Genomic DNA, 20,686 nt, shown 5'->3' with positions numbered 1-20,686 from the left:
GCCCGTGGGCCTCAGCGCGCAGATCCCTGGCTGTAGCGGTTTCTGGCTGATCTCGCGGCGACGACGCGCTCACGTTAGGCGCGATAAGGAGGGACCGGGCATTACTTAGTTAGCGGCGGCGGGGTGTGGGCGTTGCCTGTGGTCGATGGGCCCAGCAATCAGGCGGGCAGGCGTGCGGTGCTGCGCAGGCGGCAGGTTCTCTTGCGAGCAGTTGGGTGGCGGACAGTCAGTCCTGTGGTCACTGACTGTCCGTTGGCGGTGGGGTGTCAGGTGCCCGACTTGATCTTGGTCCAGGCCCGCGTGCGAGCGCGCTCGGCGTCGCGCCCCAGCGGTTTCAAGGTGTAGAGCGTGGCCATGGCCGCCTCGGTCGGGTACAGGTTGGGGTTGTTGCGAATCGACGGGTCCACCTGCTCGGTCGCGTCTTTGTTGGGGTTGGGGTAGCCGACAAAATCGCTGATCGGCGCGATCACCTGCGGTTGCAGCAGGTAGTTGATAAAGGTGTACGCGTCCTGCGGGTTCTTGGCGCCTTTGGGGATGGCGAGCATGTCGAACCAGATCGGCGCACCTTCCTTGGGCAGGCGCATGTCCACGGTCACACCGTTCTTCGCCTCTTTGGCGCGGTTGGCGGCCTGGGAAAAGCTGCCGGAATATCCAACGGCCACACAGATGTCACCGTTGGCGATATCGGCCATGTACTTGGAGGAGTGAAAGTACGTGATGTAGGGGCGGATTTTCATCAGCAGCGCCTCGGCTTTTTCATAGTCCTTGGGGTTGCTGCTGTTGGGGTCAAGGCCCAGGTGTTGCAGGGCCAGCGGCAGAATCTCCGAAGGCGAGTCCAGCAGCGCGACGCCGCACTGCTTGAGCTTGCTGATGTTTTCTTCCTTGAAGATCAGGTCCCAGCTGTCCACCGGCGCGTTGTCACCCAGCGCGGCCTTGACCTTGGCCGGGTTGAAGCCGATGAGGATGGTGCCGTACATGTAGGGCACGGCGAATTTATTGCCTGGGTCATTGGCTTCAATCAGCTTCATCAGCTTGGGATCGAGGTGGTTCCAGTTCGGCAGATGGCTGCGGTCCAGCGGCTGGAATACGCCGGCTTCGATCTGTTTGGCCAGGAACACGTTGGACGGCACCACCACGTCATAGCCGGAGTTGCCGGTAAGCAGCTTGGCTTCCAACGCCTCGTTGGTGTCGAAAATGTCGTACACCAGCTTGATGTCGGAGTGCTGTGCCTTGAAGTCATCCAGCGCTTTGGGCGTGATGTAGTCGAACCAGTTGTAGACCCGCAGGGTTTTCTCTTCGGCATGCGCCGCGCCGCTGATAACGGCGGCGCAGAGCACGAGTGACTTGAGCATGTTCATTGGGCTGCCCCTTCAAAACCTTCGAGAACGTTGACGGCGTTGATGCCGATTTCTTCCACCGCATAGCCGCCTTCCATCACAAACAGCGTGGGCTTGCCCAGCCGGGCGATACGCGCGCCCATGGCCAGGTAGTCCGGGCTGTCGAGCTTGAACTGCGAGATCGGGTCGTCCTTGAAGGTGTCCACACCCAGGGACACGACGATGATGTCGGCGCCGTAGCGTGTAATTTCCTGGCAGGCCTGCTCCAGCGCGGCGCTCCAGGTGTTCCAGCCGGAGCCGGCGGGCAGCGGATAGTTGAAGTTGAAACCTTGACCCGCGCCGTCGCCCAGCTCATCGGCATAACCCAGGAAAAACGGAAATTCCGCTTCCGGGTGGCCGTGGATCGAGGTGAACAGCACATCGCTGCGCTCATAGAAAATCGACTGGGTGCCGTTGCCGTGGTGGTAATCCACATCCAGAATCGCGACTTTTTTGTGGCCCTGATCCAAAAAGGCCTGGGCCGCGATGGCGGCGTTATTGAGGTAGCAATAGCCGCCCATCAAATCGCTGGCGGCGTGATGCCCCGGCGGGCGGCACAGGGCGAAGGCGCTGTGGGCGCCCTGTTGGATGGCGGCCTGGGCGGTGAGGGCGACTTGCGCCGCGCTGTAGGCCGCTTGCCAGGTGCCGGCGGTAATCGGTGCGCCGCCGTCGAAGCTGTAGTAACCGAGCTGCCCGTGCAGGCTGGTGGGCAACACGCGGCGCAAGGTGCGGGCGGGCCAGGTGTAGGGCAGCAGGTCGCCGTCCTGGCCAAACTCGGTCCAGCGCTCCCAGGCACCTTTGAAAAAATCCAGGTAGTCACGGCTGTGAATGCGTTGCAGCGGTGCCAGCCCAAAGTCCTGTGGCGCGTTGACCGGCCCCAGTTCACGGTCCTTGACCCGTTGCAGCACGTGGTCGGCACGCGAGGGCATCTCAAAGCAGGGCATCAGTTGCCCGTCCATCAGTTCGCAACGGCCGTGGTGCAGGTGGTGATCGTCCGAGTAGATCGTCAGCATTTGTTGTTCTCCGCAGGCTGTATCGGTGGATGCAGTCTTGCGGCGGACGCGGTTTATGAGAATGGCAGGAGCGGCCAAAAGGGGATGAATATGGCCAAATTGTCTGTCCGAAATTCGCCCCTCAATGGGGCGTCATGGTCGAAATTGGCTCGGCGCCACGCCGCTCCAGCGAACAAACGCATGCCTGAAACTCGCGGTTTCGCTGAAGCCCAACGCCTCGGCAATCCGATAGATCGGCCATTGGTTTTCAGCCAACAGCTGCTTGGCGCGCTCAAAGCGCAGCTCGTCCAGCAGTTCCTGATAGCTGCAGCCCAGGTCGTGCAGATGCCGACGCAGGGTGCGCGCTGAACAGTTCATCTGCTCGGCCAGGCCTTCCAGGCCAGGTGCTGCGTTGAGTTGGGCGGTGAGCAGTTGGCGAATCCTGCCCAGCCAGGCCTGGCGCCCGGTGAACTCCAGGTTCTGTTTGCGGCAGCGCTCGGCCATGGCCTGGTGGGTAATCGCATCGGCCAGCGGCAGCGGCCGGTCGAGCCAGTGCTTGTCGAAGGCAAAGGCATTGGCGGTGGCCTGAAACTGCAACGGGCAAGGGAAGCGCTCGGTGTAGCGCGTGCGGTAGTCCGGGGCGTCATGTTCAAAGCGCGCGGCGAGCAGCGGCAAGGGCTGGCCGAGCAGGTCATCGCAGATCACCTTGAGCGAGGCCAGGCACAGTTCGACGTTGAACATTTCCAGCGCAGGGTTTTCGCGGTAGTCGCTGGCGGTGAACCAGATGCGATCGCCGTCCTCTTCAAGGCTCAGCTCGAAAAGTGTTCCCAACAGCGCCGGATAACGCAGGGCCAGGCGCAAAGCGTCACCGAAGGTGGCACTGGTGAGCAGGGCGTAACCGAGCATGCCGTAGGCCGAAACATGCATTTGGCGACCCAGCTCCAGGCCGACATCCTGGCGCAGGGCCACGGCATTGGCACACACGCGCATCTCCTGATTGGTGGTGATGCGCGTGTCGGAGCGGCTCAGGTCCGCCGCGCAGATACCACTGCCGGCCAGCAGCGCCTCAAACGGCAAACCTTCGGCCTGGAAGGTGTTGAGCACCAACGAAACCGCATTGAGGGTGGTGAGGTGGGAGTGCAGCATGGGAACTTCCAGCCAGGGGATGGCTGGAAGGGGAGCAAGTTACATGCCGGTCAGCTCAGTTCGCCGCACAGGTCCAGTTCCACCAGGCGGCGGATTTCACCGGTCGCAAGCCCGGCACCAAGCAGGGCCTGCAATTTGCCGAACACCGCCTCGCGGGTCATGCCACCGCCAGACAGGACGCCTACGCCGCGCAAACGGCTGCCGGCTTCGTACACATCCAGCTCCACGCCGCCTTCATGGCATTGGGTGATTGCCACCACGACCACGTCCAGCGCCTGCGCCCGCTCAAGGCTGGCGAGGAACGCCGGGTTATCGCTCGGCCCGGTGCCGCTGCCGAAGCATTCCAGCACCAGTGCCTGAATGCCGCTGTCGATCAGCGCGTCCAGTTGGCCCGCGGCGATGCCCGGCACCAGCGGCAACACACCGACGTTGGCCAGGGCCTTGGGTTGGCGATAATCCAGGGCGGCGGGAATGGCCTGGGCCTTGGCGACGCCACCGTTACGCTGCAGCGCGGCGAACGGATGACGACCGAAGCTGCGGACCTTTGCGCAACGCGTCGGCGCCATCAGCGCGCCATGGAAATACAGCTGAACGCCCGGCGACAGGCCTTCGCCCAACGCGCGCAGGGCGCCACTGACGTTCTCCCAGGCATCGCTGTCGGGCACGCCGGCAGGCAGCATCGAACCGGTGAACACAACCGGCGCAGGCAGGCCGAGCAACTGGAAGCTCATGGCCGCCGCGCTGTAAGCCAGGGTGTCGGTGCCGTGCAGGATCAGTACTGCGTCGCAGCCCTCGTCCACGGCTTCAATCACCGCGACGCGCAGGCGCTGCCAGTAGGCCGGGGTCATGTTGGCGCTGTCGATCAGGGGCGCCATTTCCCGGAAGCGCCAGGCAGGCAGTGGCAGGGTGGCAAGCTGTTCGCGCATGCGCGCTTCAAAACCGGATGCCGGGGCCAGGCCGTTGGCGCTGGCTTGCATGCCGATGGTGCCGCCGGTGTAGAGCACCATGATGGTGTTAGCTGTGGACATCGAGACTTCTCCTGAACGAAAAACGCCGCCGGGCCCAGAGCATGCCCAAGGCCGGGCGGCGTGTCATCTATCTAGGCTTGTGACGCTCAGCGTTGCGCTTGAGCGTTCAGTTCAGCCGAGGCTTGAGCGCCAGGCTCAGGCTTCACCGGGTTCGCAGGCCAGGCCTTGCGGTCCAGGTCCAGGTCAGGGAACTGGCCGGAGTCGAACACCGGGGTCTTGATGCCCGCCGCGCGCTGGCCGTCGTAGTCGTTCAGGATGCGCATGGCGATCTTGAACAGGAACGCCAGGGCAAACAGGTTGACGAACGCCAGCAGGGTCATGGTGATGTCGGCGAAGGCGAACACGGTGCTCAGGTTCTCGATGGAACCCCAGAAAATCAGCACCAGCACCAGCGCGCGGTAGCCCATCAGCACCTTGCGGTTGTCGCCCACGATGAAGCGCAGGTTGCTCTCGCCGAGGTAGTAGTTGTACATGATCGAGGTGAACACGAACAACGCCAGGGCCACCGAGATGAACATCCGGCCCCAGTCGCCGACGACCGCCGCCAGGGAGTTCTGGGTCAGGGCAATGCCGTCGCCTTCAAAGCCTGGGGTGTAGAAACCGGAGAGCAGGATCAGCAACGCGGTGCAGGTGCAGATTACGAAGGTGTCCAGGAACACGCTGAACGCCTGCACCACACCTTGGGCGATCGGGTGTTCTACCGAGGCCACTGCCGCCACGTTAGGCGCACTGCCCAAACCGGCTTCGTTGGCGAACACGCCGCGCTTCACACCCATGATGATCGCGCTGCCCACCAGGCCACCGAAGGCCTGGTCGAGGCCGAAGGCGCTCTTGACGATGGTCGCGAGCATGGCCGGCACGTGGTCGAATTGCAGCACGATCACGTACAGGGTCACGGCGATGTAGACCAGGGTCTTGACTGGCACCAGCAGGTCGGCGATCGAGGCGATACGCTTGATCCCGCCGATGAACACCAGGCCCAGCAATACCGCCAGCGCGAGGCCGGTGTAGGTGGTGTCCAGGCCGAACGCGTTGTTCAGCGAGTGGGTCACAGCGTGGGCTTGCAGGCCGTTGAAGGCGAAACCGAAGGTCACCAGCAACAGGAACGCCATGACCATACCCAGCCAGCGCTTCTGCAGGCCGTGCTGAATGTAGTACGCCGGGCCGCCACGGTAGGTGCCTTCAGCGTCGGTGCGTTTGTACAGCTGGCCGAGGGAGCACTCGATAAAGCTCGAAGACATGCCCACCAGCGCGGTGACCCACATCCAGAACACGGCACCGGGGCCACCCAGCGTCACGGCGATACCGACGCCTGCGATGTTACCGGCACCCACACGGCCGGCCAGGCTGAGCATCAGCGCCTGAAACGAGCTGAGCTGGCCGGAGCTGCTCTTCAGGCTGTCTTTGAACACCGAGAACATGTGGAAAAAGTGGCGCAACTGAACGAAACGCGAGCGAATCGTGAAATAGCCGCCGAGCCCGACAATGAGCACGATCAGTACTTTCCCTGAGAGGAAGTCGTTGATGACTTCGAGCATGGAGTGTTCCTCGCTGATTTTTCTAATGGCAAAAACGCAGGACGGTGCGACGCATCGCTCGGCACCAGGCAGTGCACGACGCTTCGACCCCAATCCTTTTGCGGGTGTTGTTATTCATGCGGTTTCGCGCTGTCCAGGACCTCGTTACCGACGATCTCTGACGCGAAGAGGGGCGGCACTATACCTAGGAGAGCGTGATCCGTCTGCACGGGGCGATTAAAGGTTTCAGCCAAGCTGTTGCAGGCAAGGAGGGTTTGCAGGGCGATATTGGATTTTTTATGGGCGTCATTTCGCAACCTTGAGGCAAAAAAAAGGGCCTGAAGAAGGAGCCTTCAGGCCCTCAAAAGGTGAGAGGTGTCTAGTCCCTCAACCTGGTGAGCGGTGCAACAAACGTCAGGCCTTCAGTGGGACCAGACGTGGGGCAATCATGTTTTCGGGGCGCAGGATGTCGTCGAGCATGGCGTCGTCGAGCAAGCCTTCTTCGCGCACCAGTTCCAGCACGCCGCGGCCGCTTTCAAGGGCGATACGCGCAATGCGGGTGGCGTTTTCATAGCCGATGTACGGGTTCAGCGCGGTCACCAGGCCGATGGAGTGCTCCACCAGCTCGCGGCAACGGGCTTCGTTGGCGGTGATGCCGACGATGCAGTGCTCGCGCAGCATGTCCATGGCGCGTTGCAGCAGGCGGATCGAGTCGAAGATCTTGAAGGCGATCAGCGGCTCCATCACGTTCAGCTGCAGTTGGCCGCCTTCGGCTGCCATGGTCAGGGCCAAATCGTTGCCGATTACCTGGAACGCCACTTGGTTCACGGCTTCCGGGATAACCGGGTTGACCTTGCCGGGCATGATCGAGCTGCCTGGCTGGCGTGCCGGCAAGTTGATCTCGTTGATGCCTGTGCGTGGGCCGCTGGACAGCAGGCGCAGGTCGTTGCAGATTTTCGACAGCTTCACCGCGGTACGCTTGAGCATGCCGGAGAACAGCACGAACGCGCCCATGTCGGAGGTGGCTTCGATCAAGTCGGCGGCCGGTACCAGCGGCTGGCCGCTGATCAGCGCCAGGCGTTGCACGGCCAGGGCCTGGTAACGCGGGTCGGCGTTGATGCCGGTGCCGATGGCGGTGCCGCCCAGGTTTACTTCGGTCAGCAGCTCTGGCGCCAGGGTTTTCAGGCGGGCCAGGTCTTCACCGAGGGTGGTGGCGAAGGCGCGGAATTCCTGGCCGAGGGTCATCGGCACGGCGTCTTGCAATTGGGTGCGGCCCATTTTCAGCACGTGGCTGAACTCAACACCTTTGGCGGCGAACGCCTGGATCAGGCTGTCGAGGCTGGCCAGCAGCGCGTCATGGCCCAGCAGCAGACCCAAACGGATCGCGGTCGGGTAGGCGTCGTTGGTCGACTGCGCCATGTTCACGTCGTTGTTGGGGTGCAGGTACTGGTATTCGCCCTTGTTGTGGCCCATGGCCTCCAACGCGATGTTGGCGATGACTTCGTTGGCATTCATGTTTGTTGAAGTGCCAGCGCCGCCTTGAATCATGTCCACCACGAACTCTTCGTGGAAATCGCCGCGGATCAGACGGGCACAGGCTTCGCTGATGGCAGCGTGCTTGGCTTCGCTGAGCTGGCCCAGCTCGCGGTTGGCGTCAGCAGCCGCTTGCTTGACCATTGCCAGGCCGACCACCAATTTCGGGTAATGCGAAATCGGAACGCCCGAGAGGCGGAAGTTGTTCACCGCTCGCAGGGTCTGGATGCCGTAATACGCTTGAGCCGGTACTTCGAGTACGCCAAGCAGGTCTTTTTCTGTGCGGAATGATGCAGCGGAGGACATGACGGAAATCATCTCGATATGAACCCGGAACTGGCCGGAACGCTGCGAATGCTAGGCTTGTGGGAGTTTTTGGGCCAATGCTGTTAAACACTGGCCTATGCACAAACGGCATAATGTAGGTGTGACCCGGTTATCATGGCGGGCGTGTGTGCCAAAATGGTGCGTACCCGTGGGAGGAAGTGATGAACCTTGAGAGCAAATGGCTGGAAGACTTCAGCGCCTTGGCGGCGACACGCAGCTTTTCCCAGGCGGCGGAGCGGCGCTTTGTCACCCAGCCGGCATTCAGCCGGCGTATTCGCAGCCTTGAAGCCGCGCTGGGCCTGACCCTGGTCAACCGCTCGCGCACGCCAGTCGAACTGACGGCGGCGGGGCAGTTGTTTCTGGTGACCGCGCGCACGGTGGTCGAGCAGCTCGGCGAAGTGCTGCGCCATTTGCATCATCTGGAAGGCGGGCAGGGCGAGGTCATGCAAGTGGCGGCAGCGCATTCCCTGGCGCTGGGCTTCTTCCCGCGCTGGATCGCGCAACTGCGCAACGAAGGCCTGAACATCGCCACGCGGCTGGTTGCCACCAACGTGGGCGACGCGGTGCATGCACTGCGCGAAGGCGGCTGCGATTTGATGCTGGCGTTCTACGACCCTGACGCGGCCATGCAGATGGACCCGGAAATCTTCCCGTCGCTGCACCTGGGCAACACCGAAATGCTCCCGGTGTGTGCCGCCGATGCCGACGGTAAGCCGCTGTTCGACCTGGAAGGCGAGGGCAGTGTGCCGTTACTGGCTTACAGCGCCGGAGCGTTTCTGGGGCGCTCGGTAAACCTGCTGCTGCGCCAGCGCTCCCTGCGCTTTACCACCATCTACGAAACCGCCATGGCCGATAGCCTCAAAAGCATGGCGCTGGAAGGGCTGGGCATTGCCTGGGTGCCGCAACTGAGTGTGCGTGCCGAATTGGCGCGGGGCGAACTGGTGGTGTGTGGCGGGCCGCAATGGCATGTGCCGTTGGAGATCCGTTTGTATCGCTGCGCGTTGGTGCGCAAGGCCAACGTACGGTTGTTGTGGCGCAAGTTGGAAGGCGGGGCGGCGCAGTCCCCTCCAGTTGAACGTGGTTAGTGTGGGAGCTGGCTTGTCGGATCGCCGCACCGCTGCGATGCAGACGCCTCGGTACATCAGGCATATTCAGGTGATGCTATCGCAGGCAAGCCAGCTCCCACATTGATCCAGTTTCCATGGTTCATCGGCAGTGTTTTCGCTGACCTGAAAGTCAATAAAACCGCTGGTTTGCGCCACTGGACAGATGGTCATTCCAGGGGCTGTTTATCTGGATTATTACGGTATACTGCGCGGCCTTCGGCCGGTCCAACCGGCCAAATTTCGTACAACAAGCCACGCCGGATTTCCCGCGTGGCTTGTTGTTTTTTGACGCGCCTGCGGGCGCCCAGAGAGAAGAGGCACGACGATGAGTGCATTGGTTGGCGTGATCATGGGCTCCAAGTCCGATTGGTCCACCCTTAGCCACACCGCCGATATGCTGGAAAAACTCGGCATTCCGTATGAAGTGAAAGTGGTCTCTGCCCACCGCACGCCGGATTTGCTGTTCCAGTATGCCGATGAAGCAGAATCCCGTGGCATCGAGGTGATCATCGCCGGTGCCGGCGGTGCGGCGCACCTGCCAGGCATGTGTGCGGCCAAGACCCACCTGCCGGTGCTCGGTGTGCCGGTGCAGTCGTCGATGCTCTCGGGCGTGGATTCGCTGTTGTCCATCGTGCAGATGCCGGCCGGTATCCCGGTGGCCACCCTGGCGATCGGCAAGGCCGGCGCGATCAACGCCGCTTTGCTGTCTGCCAGCATCCTGGGCGCCAAGCACCCGCAGTTCCACGCGGTGCTGAAAAAATTCCGTGCTGAGCAGACAGACAGCGTGCTGGACAATCCAGACCCACGCATCGCCTGAGGTTATTGATTGATGAAAATCGGTGTAATCGGTGGCGGCCAATTGGGTCGCATGCTGGCCCTGGCGGGAACACCGCTGGGGATGAACTTCGCTTTCCTGGACCCGGCGCCGGACGCCTGCGCGGCGGCCCTCGGTGAACACCTGCGGGCTGACTACAGCGACGCGGATCACCTGCGCCAATTGGCCGATGAAGTCGACCTGGTGACCTTCGAATTCGAAAGCGTCCCAGCCGAAACCGTGGCCTTCCTGTCGCAGTTCGTACCGGTTTACCCGAGCGCCGAAGCCTTGCGCATCGCGCGTGATCGCTGGTTCGAAAAGAGCATGTTCAAGGACCTGGGCATTCCGACGCCGGCCTTCGCCGACATCCAGTCCCAGGCGGATCTGGACGCTGCCGTTGCCAGCATCGGGCTGCCGGCTGTGCTGAAAACCCGCACCCTGGGTTATGACGGCAAGGGCCAGAAAGTGCTGCGCACCGCCGCCGATGTGGTCGGCACCTTTGCCGAGCTGGGCAGCGTCGCATGCCTGCTGGAAGGCTTCGTGCCCTTCACCGGTGAAGTCTCGCTGATCGCCGTGCGTGCCCGCGATGGCGAAACCCGCTTCTACCCGTTGGTGCACAACACCCACGACAGCGGCATCCTCAAGCTGTCCGTGGCCAGCACCGATCACCCGCTGCAGGCCCTGGCCGAAGACTATTCCAGCCGTGTGCTCAAGCAGCTGGATTATGTCGGTGTGATGGCGTTCGAGTTCTTTGAAGTCGACGGTGGCCTCAAGGCCAACGAAATCGCGCCGCGTGTGCACAACTCCGGGCACTGGACCACCGAAGGCGCCGAGTGCAGCCAATTCGAAAACCACCTGCGCGCGGTGGCGGGCTTGCCGTTGGGCTCCACGGCCAAGGTCGGCGAAAGCGCCATGCTCAACTTCATCGGCGTTGTGCCGCCGGTTGAGCGCGTGATCGCGATCGATGATTGCCATCTGCATCACTACGGCAAGGCCTTCAAGGCCGGACGCAAGGTCGGTCACGCCAACCTGCGCTGCAAAGACCGTGCGACGCTGCAAGCCCAGATCCTCAAGGTCGAAGCGCTGATCGCCGAGCAATAACCCGAGGATCGGCGGGAACCATTGGTCACCGCCGTCTCTCTGATTGCAGGATGGCAAAGCCTGACTAGGCTTTGGCATGACTCACATTCAATCAGAGGGAAATGCCATGGGTATCATCGGAACCATCTTTATCGGCTTGATCGTCGGCCTGCTGGCGCGTTTCCTCAAGCCTGGCGACGACAGCATGGGCTGGATCATGACCATCCTGCTGGGTATCGCAGGTTCTCTGGTCGCCACCTACGGTGGTCAGGCCCTGGGCATCTACCAGGCAGGTCAAGGCGCAGGCTTTATCGGTGCGCTGATCGGCGCCATCGTGCTGCTGGTGATCTACGGCCTGCTGCGTAAAAAGTAATTAAGCGACAAAGCCCTCTGCGCTGCGCAGGCGCAGAGGGCTAGAATGCTCGCCACCTGTACTTGCCGAGCCTCACCATGCGCCGTCTTCTGTTTACTCTCCTCTTGCTGGGCTCTGGCCTGGCGCACGCTGGCGAACTGCCGGAAACCGACTGGCTCGACCTGATGCCGCTGTCGGACCAGAAAGCCCTCGAAGCCATGCCCGAGATCGACCACAACTCCCCCGAAGCCCAAGGCACGTTCACCGACAAAGGTGGCCTCAAGCAAAGCAAGGGCTTGCCGGCGGTGATGTATTCGACCAAGACCGTGGCCGCCATGAATGGCAAGAATATCCGCATCGGCGGTTACCCGGTGCCGCTGGAAACCGACGCCAAGGGCCGCAGCACGCTGTTCTTCCTGGTGCCGTACCCAGGCGCTTGCATCCACGTGCCGCCGCCGCCGCCCAACCAGTTGGTGCTGGTGCGCTATCCCAAGGGGTTGAAGCTGGATGACATCTACACGCCGCTGTGGGTTACCGGCACGTTGAAGGTGGAGAAGGTCAATAACGATTTGGCGGATGCGGCGTACGCGCTGGACGCGGGCAAGGTGCGGGCGGTCAAAGAGTCCGATCTTTAATTTGCCGCAGAACCCAATGTGGGAGCGGGCTTGCTCGCGAATGCAGGGTGTCAGTCAGTGCATATGTGGCTGACACGCCGTATTCGCGAGCAAGCCCGCTCCCACATTTTTGATTGGGTTTACACGGCGAGAGGGGTGATGCTTACGCCAAGCGTATGGCTTTCACCGGGCGCCAATGCCACCACATCATCCAGCACATTCGCCGTCTCGATGCACAGCATGCCCTGCCAGCCGTCATCGGCCATGTCGTCGAACGCCTTGGCGCGTTCGGTCCATGGGTTCCAGATCACGGTCGAGTTCGAGCCTTGGCTGGTGAGCTGGAGGCGACGCTGCCAGTCTTTATCGACAATGCTCAACTGCGCCGGAGTATTCAGGTAGATGCGGTCGGTCTCGGCGGTGAAGTGCAGCAGGCCGGATTGCTGTTTGTGGCTCCAGCCGTCGGCGGTGTCGATATAACCCAGCCCGTCCAGGCCTTCGACCTGCACATTGCGCACGTCGCTCACGGCGAAATAAGTGTGCAGCGCCTGGCTGAGGGTCACGGTGTCGGTGCCACGGTTGTGGCTGGTCAGGCGGATATGCAGTTGCTCGTCCAGCAGCAGGCTCAGCTTCAGGTCGACCTGATGCGGCCAGCCGGGGAAGCCGCCCGCGGGCACCGGCAATACCAGATCGACGCGCAATGCATCGCCTTCGAGTTCGGTCGCGGCCAATTCCCACAGTGCCGTGCGCACAAAACCATGGGCCCCCGCGGGTTGGTCACTTTGGCGCATCGCCTTCACGCTTTGCGGGTTACGGTCGAATACGCCAAACCACGGCCAGCACACCGGCACGCCGGTACGAATGCCTTTGCCCTGTCTAAACACCGCCTCAGGGTTCGGCCAGATCACTGGCTGCTCGCCCTGGCGCTGGTAACTGAAGATGTGCGCGCCCTGTTGGGCCACCATCACTTCGGCGCCGTTGTGGCGGACGCGCCAGCAGTCCAGCTCGTCGATCTTCACGGTTTCAACGTGGGGCGTAGGCATAGCAGTGCTCTCTCATGGCAGGCAATGGGGCAATTGACCGTCAAAACCCGGCGATGTTTAACGCGCGCGCGATGGCACCGAGCGGGTACGGCCGCTGCCGTCGATGGCGACAAACACAAATACCGCCTCGGTCACCTTGCGCCATTCGCTGGACAGCGGGTCGTCGCTCCACACCTCGACCATCATCTGGATCGAGCTGCGGCCGATTTCCAGGGCCTGGGTATAGAAGGACAATTGCGCGCCGACCGCCACCGGCACCAGGAACGCCATGCGATCGATCGCCACCGTGGCGACACGTCCGCCGGCCACTTTGCTGGCCATGGCGGTGCCGGCCAGGTCCATCTGCGCGACCAGCCAGCCGCCGAAGATGTCGCCAAAACCGTTGGTTTCACGCGGGAGTGCGGTGATTTGCAGGGCGAGATCGCCTTGCGGGATAGGATCTTCTTGTTCGAGTTCGATCATGCCGAGGGTGCCTCTGACCCGTGACGCTTCATGGGTATTTCAAGTGGATAGCCGTCTCTGGAAAAACGTTTCAGCACCAACATACACCGCTCGATGCGTTTCTCGTAAGGCGTACTAAAGGGAAACTCTGCCAAATCGGCTGGATGGCACCCAACGACGTTTTGGCACAGCAGCCCCTCAAGACAGCGGGTTTGGCGCTTGCACGGGCCGAGTATATCGAGACGCTGGCGCCACGACGACCTCCCAGCGCTCATTTGGTCGGCAAATCCCGGCTGTAACGCGGCTTTTTCCTGCAACTGTGCTTCTGATGGCTAATAAAGGGAAGAAACGGGGAATAACGCGCGCCTGCGAAGTGTTATTCGGTGGACGCTGTGCTTTTTCAAACGATTTGCTATCTTGCCAGACCCGCCGCAAGTCCCGGGCTTGCCGTCATTACTATAAGAGAACCCTCCCCATGTCCTCCGTGCCCGCAAGCAGCGCGCAACCGTCGCGCCCGCTGACCCGCAACGACTACAAAACCCTGTCGCTGTCTGCCTTGGGCGGGGCGCTGGAATTTTACGACTTCATCATTTTCGTGTTTTTCGCCACCGTGGTCGGAAAACTGTTCTTCCCCCTTGATATGCCGGAATGGCTGCGCATGATGCAGACCTTCGGCATCTTCGCCGCCGGCTACCTGGCTCGTCCATTGGGCGGCATCATCATGGCGCACTTTGGCGACCTGCTCGGCCGCAAGAAAATGTTCACGTTGAGCATCTTCATGATGGCCGTGCCGACCTTGATCATGGGCCTGCTGCCGACCTACGCGCAGATCGGCCTGTGGGCGCCGCTTCTGCTGCTGTTGATGCGCGTCATCCAGGGCGCGGCCATCGGCGGCGAAGTACCGGGCGCCTGGGTGTTCGTCTCCGAGCACGTACCGCCGCGCCACATCGGCTATGCCTGCGGCACCCTGACCAGCGGCCTCACCGCCGGCATCCTGTTGGGGTCGCTGGTGGCCACCGCCATCAACTCGCTCTACAGCCCGGAACAAGTGTCCGACTACGCCTGGCGTATCCCGTTCCTGCTGGGCGGCGTGTTTGGCCTGCTCTCGGTGTACCTGCGCCGCTGGCTGCATGAGACGCCGATCTTCGCCGAGATGCAGCAACGCAAAACCTTGGCCGCCGAGCTGCCATTGCGCGCGGTGTTGCGCGACCACCGTGGCGCCATCGTGCTGTCGATGCTGTTGACCTGGTTGCTGTCGGCCGGTGTTGTCGTGGTCATCCTGATGACCCCGACCGTGCTGCAAACCGTCTACCACTTCAGCCCGACCATCGCACTGCAAGCCAACAGCCTGGCCATCGTGACCCTGAGCCTGGGCTGCATCGCTTCCGGCGCCCTGGCTGATCGTTTTGGCGCTGGCCGTGTGCTGGTCATCGGTTGCCTGTTGTTGTTGGCAACATCGTGGACGCTGTACCACAGCCTGATCGATCACCCGAACTGGCTCTTCCCGCTGTATACCCTGACCGGCCTGTTTGTCGGGGTGATCGGCGTGGTGCCTTACGTGATGGTGAAAGCCTTCCCGCCAGTGGTGCGTTTCAGCGGGTTGTCGTTCTCCTACAACGTCGCCTACGCCGTGTTTGGTGGTTTGACGCCGCTGGCGGTGTCGCTGCTGATGAAGGAAAGCCCGATGGGCCCTGCCTACTATGTCGCCGTGCTGTGCGTAATGGGGATGCTGGTGGGTGGCTATCTGTGGAAGCGGAGGCGCTAGAACCTTGTGATGACGCTGTGGCGAGGGCACTCGCTCGCCACAGGGTTTATGGTTGGCCAACGATTACAGAGTGTTTCTGAAACACCGCTTCATGCGCTTCAACCTCCTCGCAAGTCCCGGATTTACTGATCTTTCCCCTTCCTGTCAGGTTTTTCACAAATGCTGGCCTTTCATCTAATTGTCACATTGCGGACATAGAGTGTTCACACGGCCTACCGATACTTGGCCCCGATCCAACTATCCCTATCTGCTAGGAGCAAGGCATGAAACTGAAACGTTTGATGGCGGCAATGACTTTTGTCGCTGCTGGCGTTGCGACCGCTAACGCGGTAGCCGCTGGTGTTGACCCGGCAATTCCGGCTTACGCCAAGACCACCGGTGTATCGGGCAACCTGTCCAGCGTTGGTTCCGACACCCTGGCTAACCTGATGACCCTGTGGGCTGAGTCCTATAAAAAGGAATACCCGAACGTCAACATCCAGATTCAGGCTGCCGGCTCCGCCACTGCTCCTCCTGCGCTGACTGAAGGCACCTCCAACCTGGGCCCGATGAGCCGCAAGATGAAGGACACCGAACTGGCGGCCTTCGAGCAGAAGTACGGCTACAAGCCAACCGCTATCCCGGTGGCTGTGGATGCCCTGGCCGTGTTCGTGCACAAGGACAACCCGATCCAGCACCTGACCATGGAACAAGTCGACGCGATCTTCTCCTCGACGCGTCTGTGCGGTGCCAAAGCTGACGTTAAAACCTGGGGCGACCTGGGTGTGACCGGCGACCTGGCCAACAAGCCGGTGCAACTGTTCGGTCGTAACTCGGTATCCGGCACCTACGGCTACTTCAAAGAAGAAGCCCTGTGCAAAGGCGACTACAAGCCAAACGTGAACGAACAACCAGGTTCGGCGTCGGTTGTGCAGTCGATCAGCTCCTCGCTGAACGGCATCGGTTACTCGGGCATCGGTTACAAAACCGCCAGCGTGAAGACCGTGGCCCTGGCCAAGAAAGGCAGCACTGACTTCATCGAAGACAGCGAAGAAAACGCCCTGAACGGCAAATACCCGCTGTCGCGCTTCCTCTACGTGTACGTCAACAAAGCCCCGAACAAGCCTCTGGCGCCGCTGGAAGCTGAGTTCGTGAAGCTGGTTCTGTCCAAACAGGGCCAGGAAGTTGTCGTCAAAGACGGCTACATCCCGCTGCCAGCCAAAGTGGCCGCCAAAGCCCTGGCTGACCTGGGTTTGAAAGAAGGCAACTAAGCCTGCGATACCTGGTGTAGATGCATGCTTTTTTGTGGAGCGGGCCCTGCCCGCGATGCTGGCGACACGGTGTAGCGTTGAAACCGTATTGATGCCATCGCGGGCAAGCCCGCTCCCACATTAACCGTCTACACCCCTAATTTTTTAGTCCGCTGCCAGCTCTGCTCCGCGGCGGATTTCTTGCGTCACTGCATTGTCATCTTTCTGTCATACAGGATCGCTAGGGTGTGCGCATGAATGATCTGGCCAATTCCACCATGACGACGACTTCTCCCCCCAAGCGCATTGATTTCAATACGCCTGAGCTGCAACGCAAGCGCCGCATTCGCGCGCTCAAAGATCGCCTGACCCGTTGGTACGTGTTGATCGGCGGCCTCGCCGTCCTCGGCGCCATCACCCTGATTTTCTTCTTTCTTGCCTACGTCGTCGCGCCACTGTTCCAGGGCGCCTCGCTGACCAAGGAAGATGCGCTGACGCCCGCCTGGATGCAGGACGCCGGCAAGCCGTTGATGATCTCCCTCGAAGAGCAGAACCAGGTCGCCATGCGGGTTTCCGACAAGGGCCAGGCGCTGTTCTTTGATGTGGGCACCGGCGCCGAGCTCAAGCGTGTCGATTTACCGCTGCCCGCCGGTGCCAGTGTTGCGTCCATTGGTGAAGACCAGCCGGGCAGCCCGCTGGTGATCCTGGGTTTGTCGAATGGCCAGTCCCTGGTGTTCCGCCACACCTATAAGGTGTCCTACCCGGATGGCAAGAAAACCATCACCCCGGCGATTGAATACCCTTACGGCGAAACGCCGATCGTGCTCGACGAGCAGGGTCGCCCGCTGGAGCACGTCGCACTTAACGCCACCGATTCCTCGCTGGTCGTTGCCGGTTCCGCAGGTTCCTACTTGAACGTGCTGAGCCTGAGCCGCGAAGAAAACATGATGACTGGCGAAGTCACCAGCGAGCAGAAGCGTATCGAGCTGCCGCAAATGACCGAGCCGGTAAAGGCGATCTTCATCGACCCACGCCAGCAGTGGCTGTACGTGATCAACGGTCGTGCCCTTGCCGACGTCTTCAGCCTGCGCGACAAGAGCCTCAATGGTCGCTACAAACTGCTCGAAGACGGTAATGCCGAGATCACCGCCAGCACTCAGCTGGTGGGCGGTATCTCGCTGATCCTGGGTAACTCCAAAGGCGGCCTGGCCCAGTGGTTCATGGCCCGTGACCCGGACGGCGAGCAACGCCTGAAGCAGATCCGTACCTTCCAGATGGGCACCGCGCCCATCGTGGAAATCACCGCTGAAGAACGTCGCAAAGGCTTCACCGCCCTCGACGCGTCCGGCAAGTTCGGCGTGTTCCACAGCACCGCGCACCGCACGCTGCTGGTCGACCCGGTGGTCGATGGCCAAGGCGTGTTCGGCCTGTCGCCACGCGCCAACCGCGTCATCGTCGAAGCCGGCGGCAAGCTGCAACCGCTGCTGCTGGACAACCCGCACCCGGAAGTGTCCTGGAGCGCGTTGTGGAGCAAGGTCTGGTACGAAAACTACGACGAGCCTAAATACGTCTGGCAATCGACGGCCGCCAACACTGATTTCGAACCCAAGATGAGCCTGGCGCCGCTGACCTTCGGTACCTTGAAGGCCGCGTTCTACGCCATGCTGCTGGCTGCACCGCTGGCCGTTGCTGCGGCGATCTACACCGCCTACTTCATGGCCCCGAGCCTGCGCCGCAAGGTCAAGCCGGTGATCGAACTGATGGAAGCGATGCCGACGGTGATCCTCGGCTTCTTCGCCGGCCTGTTCCTGGCGCCGTATGTCGAAGGGCACTTGCCGGGGATTTTCAGCCTGCTGATGTTGTTGCCGATTGGCATTCTGGTCGCCGGCTTCGTGTTCAGCCGCTTGCCTGAGTCGATCCGCCTGCGCGTTCCGGATGGCTGGGAAAGCGCGATCCTGATCCCGGTGATCCTGTTTGTGGGCTGGCTCTCGCTGTACATGAGCCCGTACCTGGAAACCTGGTTCTTCGGCGGCGACATGCGCATGTGGATCTCCCACGACCTGGGCATCACCTACGACCAGCGCAACGCACTGGTGGTCGGCCTGGCCATGGGTTTCGCGGTGATCCCGAACATCTACTCCATCGCCGAAGACGCCGTGTTCAGCGTGCCGCGCGGCCTGACCCTGGGCTCCCTGGCCCTGGGCGCCACGCCATGGCAGACCATGACCCGCGTCGTCATCCTGACCGCCAGCCCGGGTATCTTCTCGGCGCTGATGATCGGCATGGGCCGTGCGGTCGGTGAAACCATGATCGTGTTGATGGCCACCGGTAATACGCCGGTGATGGAGATGAACCTGTTCGAAGGCCTGCGCACACTGGCGGCCAACGTCGCGGTGGAAATGCCCGAGTCGGAAGTCGGCGGCAGCCACTACCGCGTGCTGTTCCTCTCGGCGCTGGTGCTGCTGTTGTTCACCTTCATCATGAACACCCTCGCCGAGCTGATTCGTCAGCGTCTGCGCAAGAAATACTCGTCGCTTTAAGAAAGGTAGAAGTCTGTGAAACAGAACTCCCTGAATGGATGGTTCAAGAGCGGCGCCCCCGGCGTCTGGATCAGCGGTGGCGCGGTGTCCATCGCGGTCATCATGACCATTGGTTTGCTGGCCGTGATCGCCGTGCGTGGCTTGGGCCACTTCTGGCCGGCTGACCTTATCCAAGCCAACTACAACGTGCCGGGCCAGGAAAACCACATCGTCATCGGCGAAGTGGTGCAGAAAGAAGAAGTGCCGCGCGAGCGCCTGAAAAGCGCTGGCCTGCCGGTGCCCGACCAAGGCCCGGAATTCATGACCCGCGAGCTGATCAAGGTCGGCAACCGCGACCTGAACGGCAACGACTTCACCTGGATCGTCGGCGAGTGGCTCAAGGACCAGACCAAGCCGGCCAACCTGATGGCCATCGAACGCCGTGAATGGGGCAACTTCTACGGCACCCTGGTCAACGTCAAACAGGACGGCAAGGTCATCGCCGAAGGCGAGGCCGCGTGGCCGGAGCTGCAGGCCCGCGTTGACCGCGTGAACAAGCTGGCGGCGCAACTCAAGAGTCTGGAAAAAACCGACATCGGCGCGATCAATGCCGGGCTGGAGCGTATCCGCCTGCACGGTCGCAAGCTGGAGCTGGAAGGCAAGCTCGACGCTACCGCCCAAGCTGATATGGACTCGGACCGCGCAGAACTGAACAACCGCTACAAGGACATCGAAGCGCGCCTGGCGGACCTGCACACGCAGTTCAACCGCGACAGCCTGACGGCGCGCGACGCTAACGGCAAAGAAGTGGAAATCGGCATCGGTAAAGTGGTGCACGCCTACCAGCCGAACGCCATGGGCACGATGACCAAAATCGGCTTCTACTTCAGCAAGGTCTGGGAATTCCTCAGCGATGACCCACGGGAAGCCAACACCGAAGGCGGGATCTTCCCGGCGATTTTCGGCACCGTGATGATGACCCTGATCATGGCGATGATCGTGACGCCGTTCGGCGTACTGGCGGCGGTGTACCTGCGCGAATATGCCAAGCAGAACACCCTGACGCGGATTATCCGCATTGCGGTGAACAACCTGGCGGGCGTACCGGCCATCGTCTACGGCGTGTTCGGCCTGGGCTTCTTCGTGTATGTGCTGGGTGGCTCGGTTGACCGTCTGTTCTTTGCCGAGGCCCTGCCGGCACCCACGTTCGGTACGCCGGGCCTGTTGTGGGCCTCGCTGACCCTGGCGCTGCTGGCGGTGCCGGTAGTGATCGTGGCCACCGAAGAAGGCCTGGCGCGGATTCCCCGCACCGTGCGCGAGGGTTCGTTGGCACTGGGCGCGACCAAGGCAGAAACGCTGTGGAAGATCGTGCTGCCGATGGCCAGCCCGGCGATGATGACCGGCATGATTCTCGCCGTGGCCCGCGCCGCCGGTGAAGTGGCGCCGCTGATGCTGGTGGGTGTGGTGAAACTGGCGCCGTCGCTGCCGGTGGACGGCAACTACCCGTACCTGCACCTGGACCAGAAGATCATGCACCTGGGCTTCCATATCTATGACGTCGGCTTCCAGAGCCCCAACGTCGAAGCTGCGCGGCCGTTGGTGTACGCCACCGCCTTGCTGCTGGTGCTGGTGATCGCCACGCTCAACTTGTCGGCGGTGTGGATCCGTAACCACCTGCGCGAAAAATACAAGGCGCTGGACAGCTAATTGAAGTGAACGCGTACTAAATGTGGGAGCGGGCTTGCTCGCGAATGCGGTGTATCAGAAACACTTGGGCTGGCTGACAGACCGCATTCGCGAGCAAGCC

At 61.7% G+C, this 20,686-nt stretch carries 17 protein-coding genes; 9 read left to right on the top strand and 8 right to left on the bottom strand.

Annotated elements, in window-relative coordinates; translation table 11 throughout:
• Positions 1–266 precede the first annotated feature (266 nt).
• The 6 genes from AACW30_RS30200 to aspA form a co-directional block, all read right to left on the bottom strand.
• A complete protein-coding gene (locus tag AACW30_RS30200) occupies positions 267–1,358 on the bottom strand; it encodes a polyamine ABC transporter substrate-binding protein (RefSeq protein WP_200624088.1) in 1,092 nt (363 codons plus the stop codon).
• Entirely contained in the window at positions 1,355–2,389 is a 1,035-nt protein-coding gene (locus AACW30_RS30195; RefSeq protein ID WP_124418780.1) for a histone deacetylase family protein, read from the bottom strand. Before AACW30_RS30195 ends, AACW30_RS30200 begins: the two co-directional genes overlap by 4 nt.
• 132 nt (positions 2,390–2,521) lie before the next feature.
• Positions 2,522–3,514, bottom strand: a complete 993-nt coding sequence (locus AACW30_RS30190; RefSeq protein WP_200624087.1) for an AraC family transcriptional regulator — start codon at positions 3,512–3,514, stop codon at positions 2,522–2,524.
• 50 nt (positions 3,515–3,564) lie between these two features.
• On the bottom strand, positions 3,565–4,542 hold the full coding sequence (locus AACW30_RS30185; RefSeq protein WP_200624086.1) for an asparaginase: 978 nt from the start codon (positions 4,540–4,542) through the stop codon (positions 3,565–3,567).
• An 86-nt stretch (positions 4,543–4,628) separates the two neighbouring features.
• On the bottom strand, positions 4,629–6,080 hold the full coding sequence (locus AACW30_RS30180) for an alanine/glycine:cation symporter family protein (RefSeq protein WP_200624085.1): 1,452 nt from the start codon (positions 6,078–6,080) through the stop codon (positions 4,629–4,631).
• Between the two features lie 393 nt (positions 6,081–6,473).
• Positions 6,474–7,898, bottom strand: coding sequence for an aspartate ammonia-lyase (aspA, locus tag AACW30_RS30175; RefSeq protein WP_053258714.1), 1,425 nt, complete (start codon positions 7,896–7,898; stop codon positions 6,474–6,476).
• Between the two features lie 182 nt (positions 7,899–8,080).
• Between aspA and AACW30_RS30170 the strand changes: the two genes are divergently transcribed.
• The 5 genes from AACW30_RS30170 to AACW30_RS30150 all read left to right on the top strand — a co-directional run bounded on the left by AACW30_RS30170 (position 8,081) and on the right by AACW30_RS30150 (position 11,906).
• Positions 8,081–9,004, top strand: a complete 924-nt coding sequence (locus AACW30_RS30170; RefSeq protein WP_106575908.1) for a LysR substrate-binding domain-containing protein — start codon at positions 8,081–8,083, stop codon at positions 9,002–9,004.
• Positions 9,005–9,350: 346 nt separating this feature from the next.
• Positions 9,351–9,842: a 5-(carboxyamino)imidazole ribonucleotide mutase gene (purE, locus tag AACW30_RS30165; RefSeq protein ID WP_003195648.1), complete on the top strand. Its 492-nt coding sequence runs from the start codon at positions 9,351–9,353 to the stop codon at positions 9,840–9,842.
• 12 nt (positions 9,843–9,854) lie between these two features.
• Complete coding sequence (locus AACW30_RS30160) at positions 9,855–10,940, top strand: 5-(carboxyamino)imidazole ribonucleotide synthase (RefSeq protein ID WP_106575907.1); 1,086 nt, start codon at positions 9,855–9,857, stop codon at positions 10,938–10,940.
• Between the two features lie 106 nt (positions 10,941–11,046).
• The gene (locus AACW30_RS30155) at positions 11,047–11,292 is read left to right on the top strand and encodes a GlsB/YeaQ/YmgE family stress response membrane protein (RefSeq protein WP_010168336.1); all 246 of its coding nucleotides are present in this window, start codon (positions 11,047–11,049) and stop codon (positions 11,290–11,292) included.
• A gap of 77 nt (positions 11,293–11,369) precedes the next feature.
• Entirely contained in the window at positions 11,370–11,906 is a 537-nt protein-coding gene (locus tag AACW30_RS30150; RefSeq protein ID WP_200431080.1) for a DUF3299 domain-containing protein, read from the top strand.
• Positions 11,907–12,025: 119 nt separating this feature from the next.
• Here AACW30_RS30150 and AACW30_RS30145 read toward each other — a convergent pair whose 3' ends face one another.
• Together AACW30_RS30145 and AACW30_RS30140 are read right to left on the bottom strand one after the other, a co-directional pair.
• Positions 12,026–12,925, bottom strand: a complete 900-nt coding sequence (locus tag AACW30_RS30145; RefSeq protein ID WP_200624084.1) for a D-hexose-6-phosphate mutarotase — start codon at positions 12,923–12,925, stop codon at positions 12,026–12,028.
• Positions 12,926–12,982: 57 nt separating this feature from the next.
• Positions 12,983–13,387: an acyl-CoA thioesterase gene (locus tag AACW30_RS30140; protein ID WP_003176975.1), complete on the bottom strand. Its 405-nt coding sequence runs from the start codon at positions 13,385–13,387 to the stop codon at positions 12,983–12,985.
• A 454-nt stretch (positions 13,388–13,841) separates the two neighbouring features.
• On the opposite strand from AACW30_RS30140, the gene AACW30_RS30135 reads away from it, so the two are divergent.
• The 4 genes from AACW30_RS30135 (at position 13,842) to pstA (ending at position 20,586) form a co-directional block, all read left to right on the top strand.
• Positions 13,842–15,131: an MFS transporter gene (locus tag AACW30_RS30135; protein ID WP_200624083.1), complete on the top strand. Its 1,290-nt coding sequence runs from the start codon at positions 13,842–13,844 to the stop codon at positions 15,129–15,131.
• Positions 15,132–15,394: 263 nt separating this feature from the next.
• Entirely contained in the window at positions 15,395–16,381 is a 987-nt protein-coding gene (locus AACW30_RS30130; RefSeq protein ID WP_106575903.1) for a phosphate ABC transporter substrate-binding protein PstS, read from the top strand.
• 485 nt (positions 16,382–16,866) lie between these two features.
• Positions 16,867–18,900 carry an ABC transporter permease subunit gene (locus AACW30_RS30125; RefSeq protein ID WP_200624195.1) on the top strand — a complete coding sequence of 678 codons (2,034 nt, stop codon included), beginning with the start codon at positions 16,867–16,869 and terminating at the stop codon, positions 18,898–18,900.
• Between the two features lie 15 nt (positions 18,901–18,915).
• Positions 18,916–20,586: a phosphate ABC transporter permease PstA gene (pstA, locus tag AACW30_RS30120; RefSeq protein WP_106575901.1), complete on the top strand. Its 1,671-nt coding sequence runs from the start codon at positions 18,916–18,918 to the stop codon at positions 20,584–20,586.
• Positions 20,587–20,686: the final 100 nt, after the last annotated feature.

Source organism: Pseudomonas sp. MF6747 (assembly GCF_963890955.1).
In the GTDB taxonomy this organism is placed as follows: domain Bacteria; phylum Pseudomonadota; class Gammaproteobacteria; order Pseudomonadales; family Pseudomonadaceae; genus Aquipseudomonas.
Note: the sequence above shows the minus strand (reverse complement) of the source record. Positions and strands in the feature narration are given on the sequence as shown.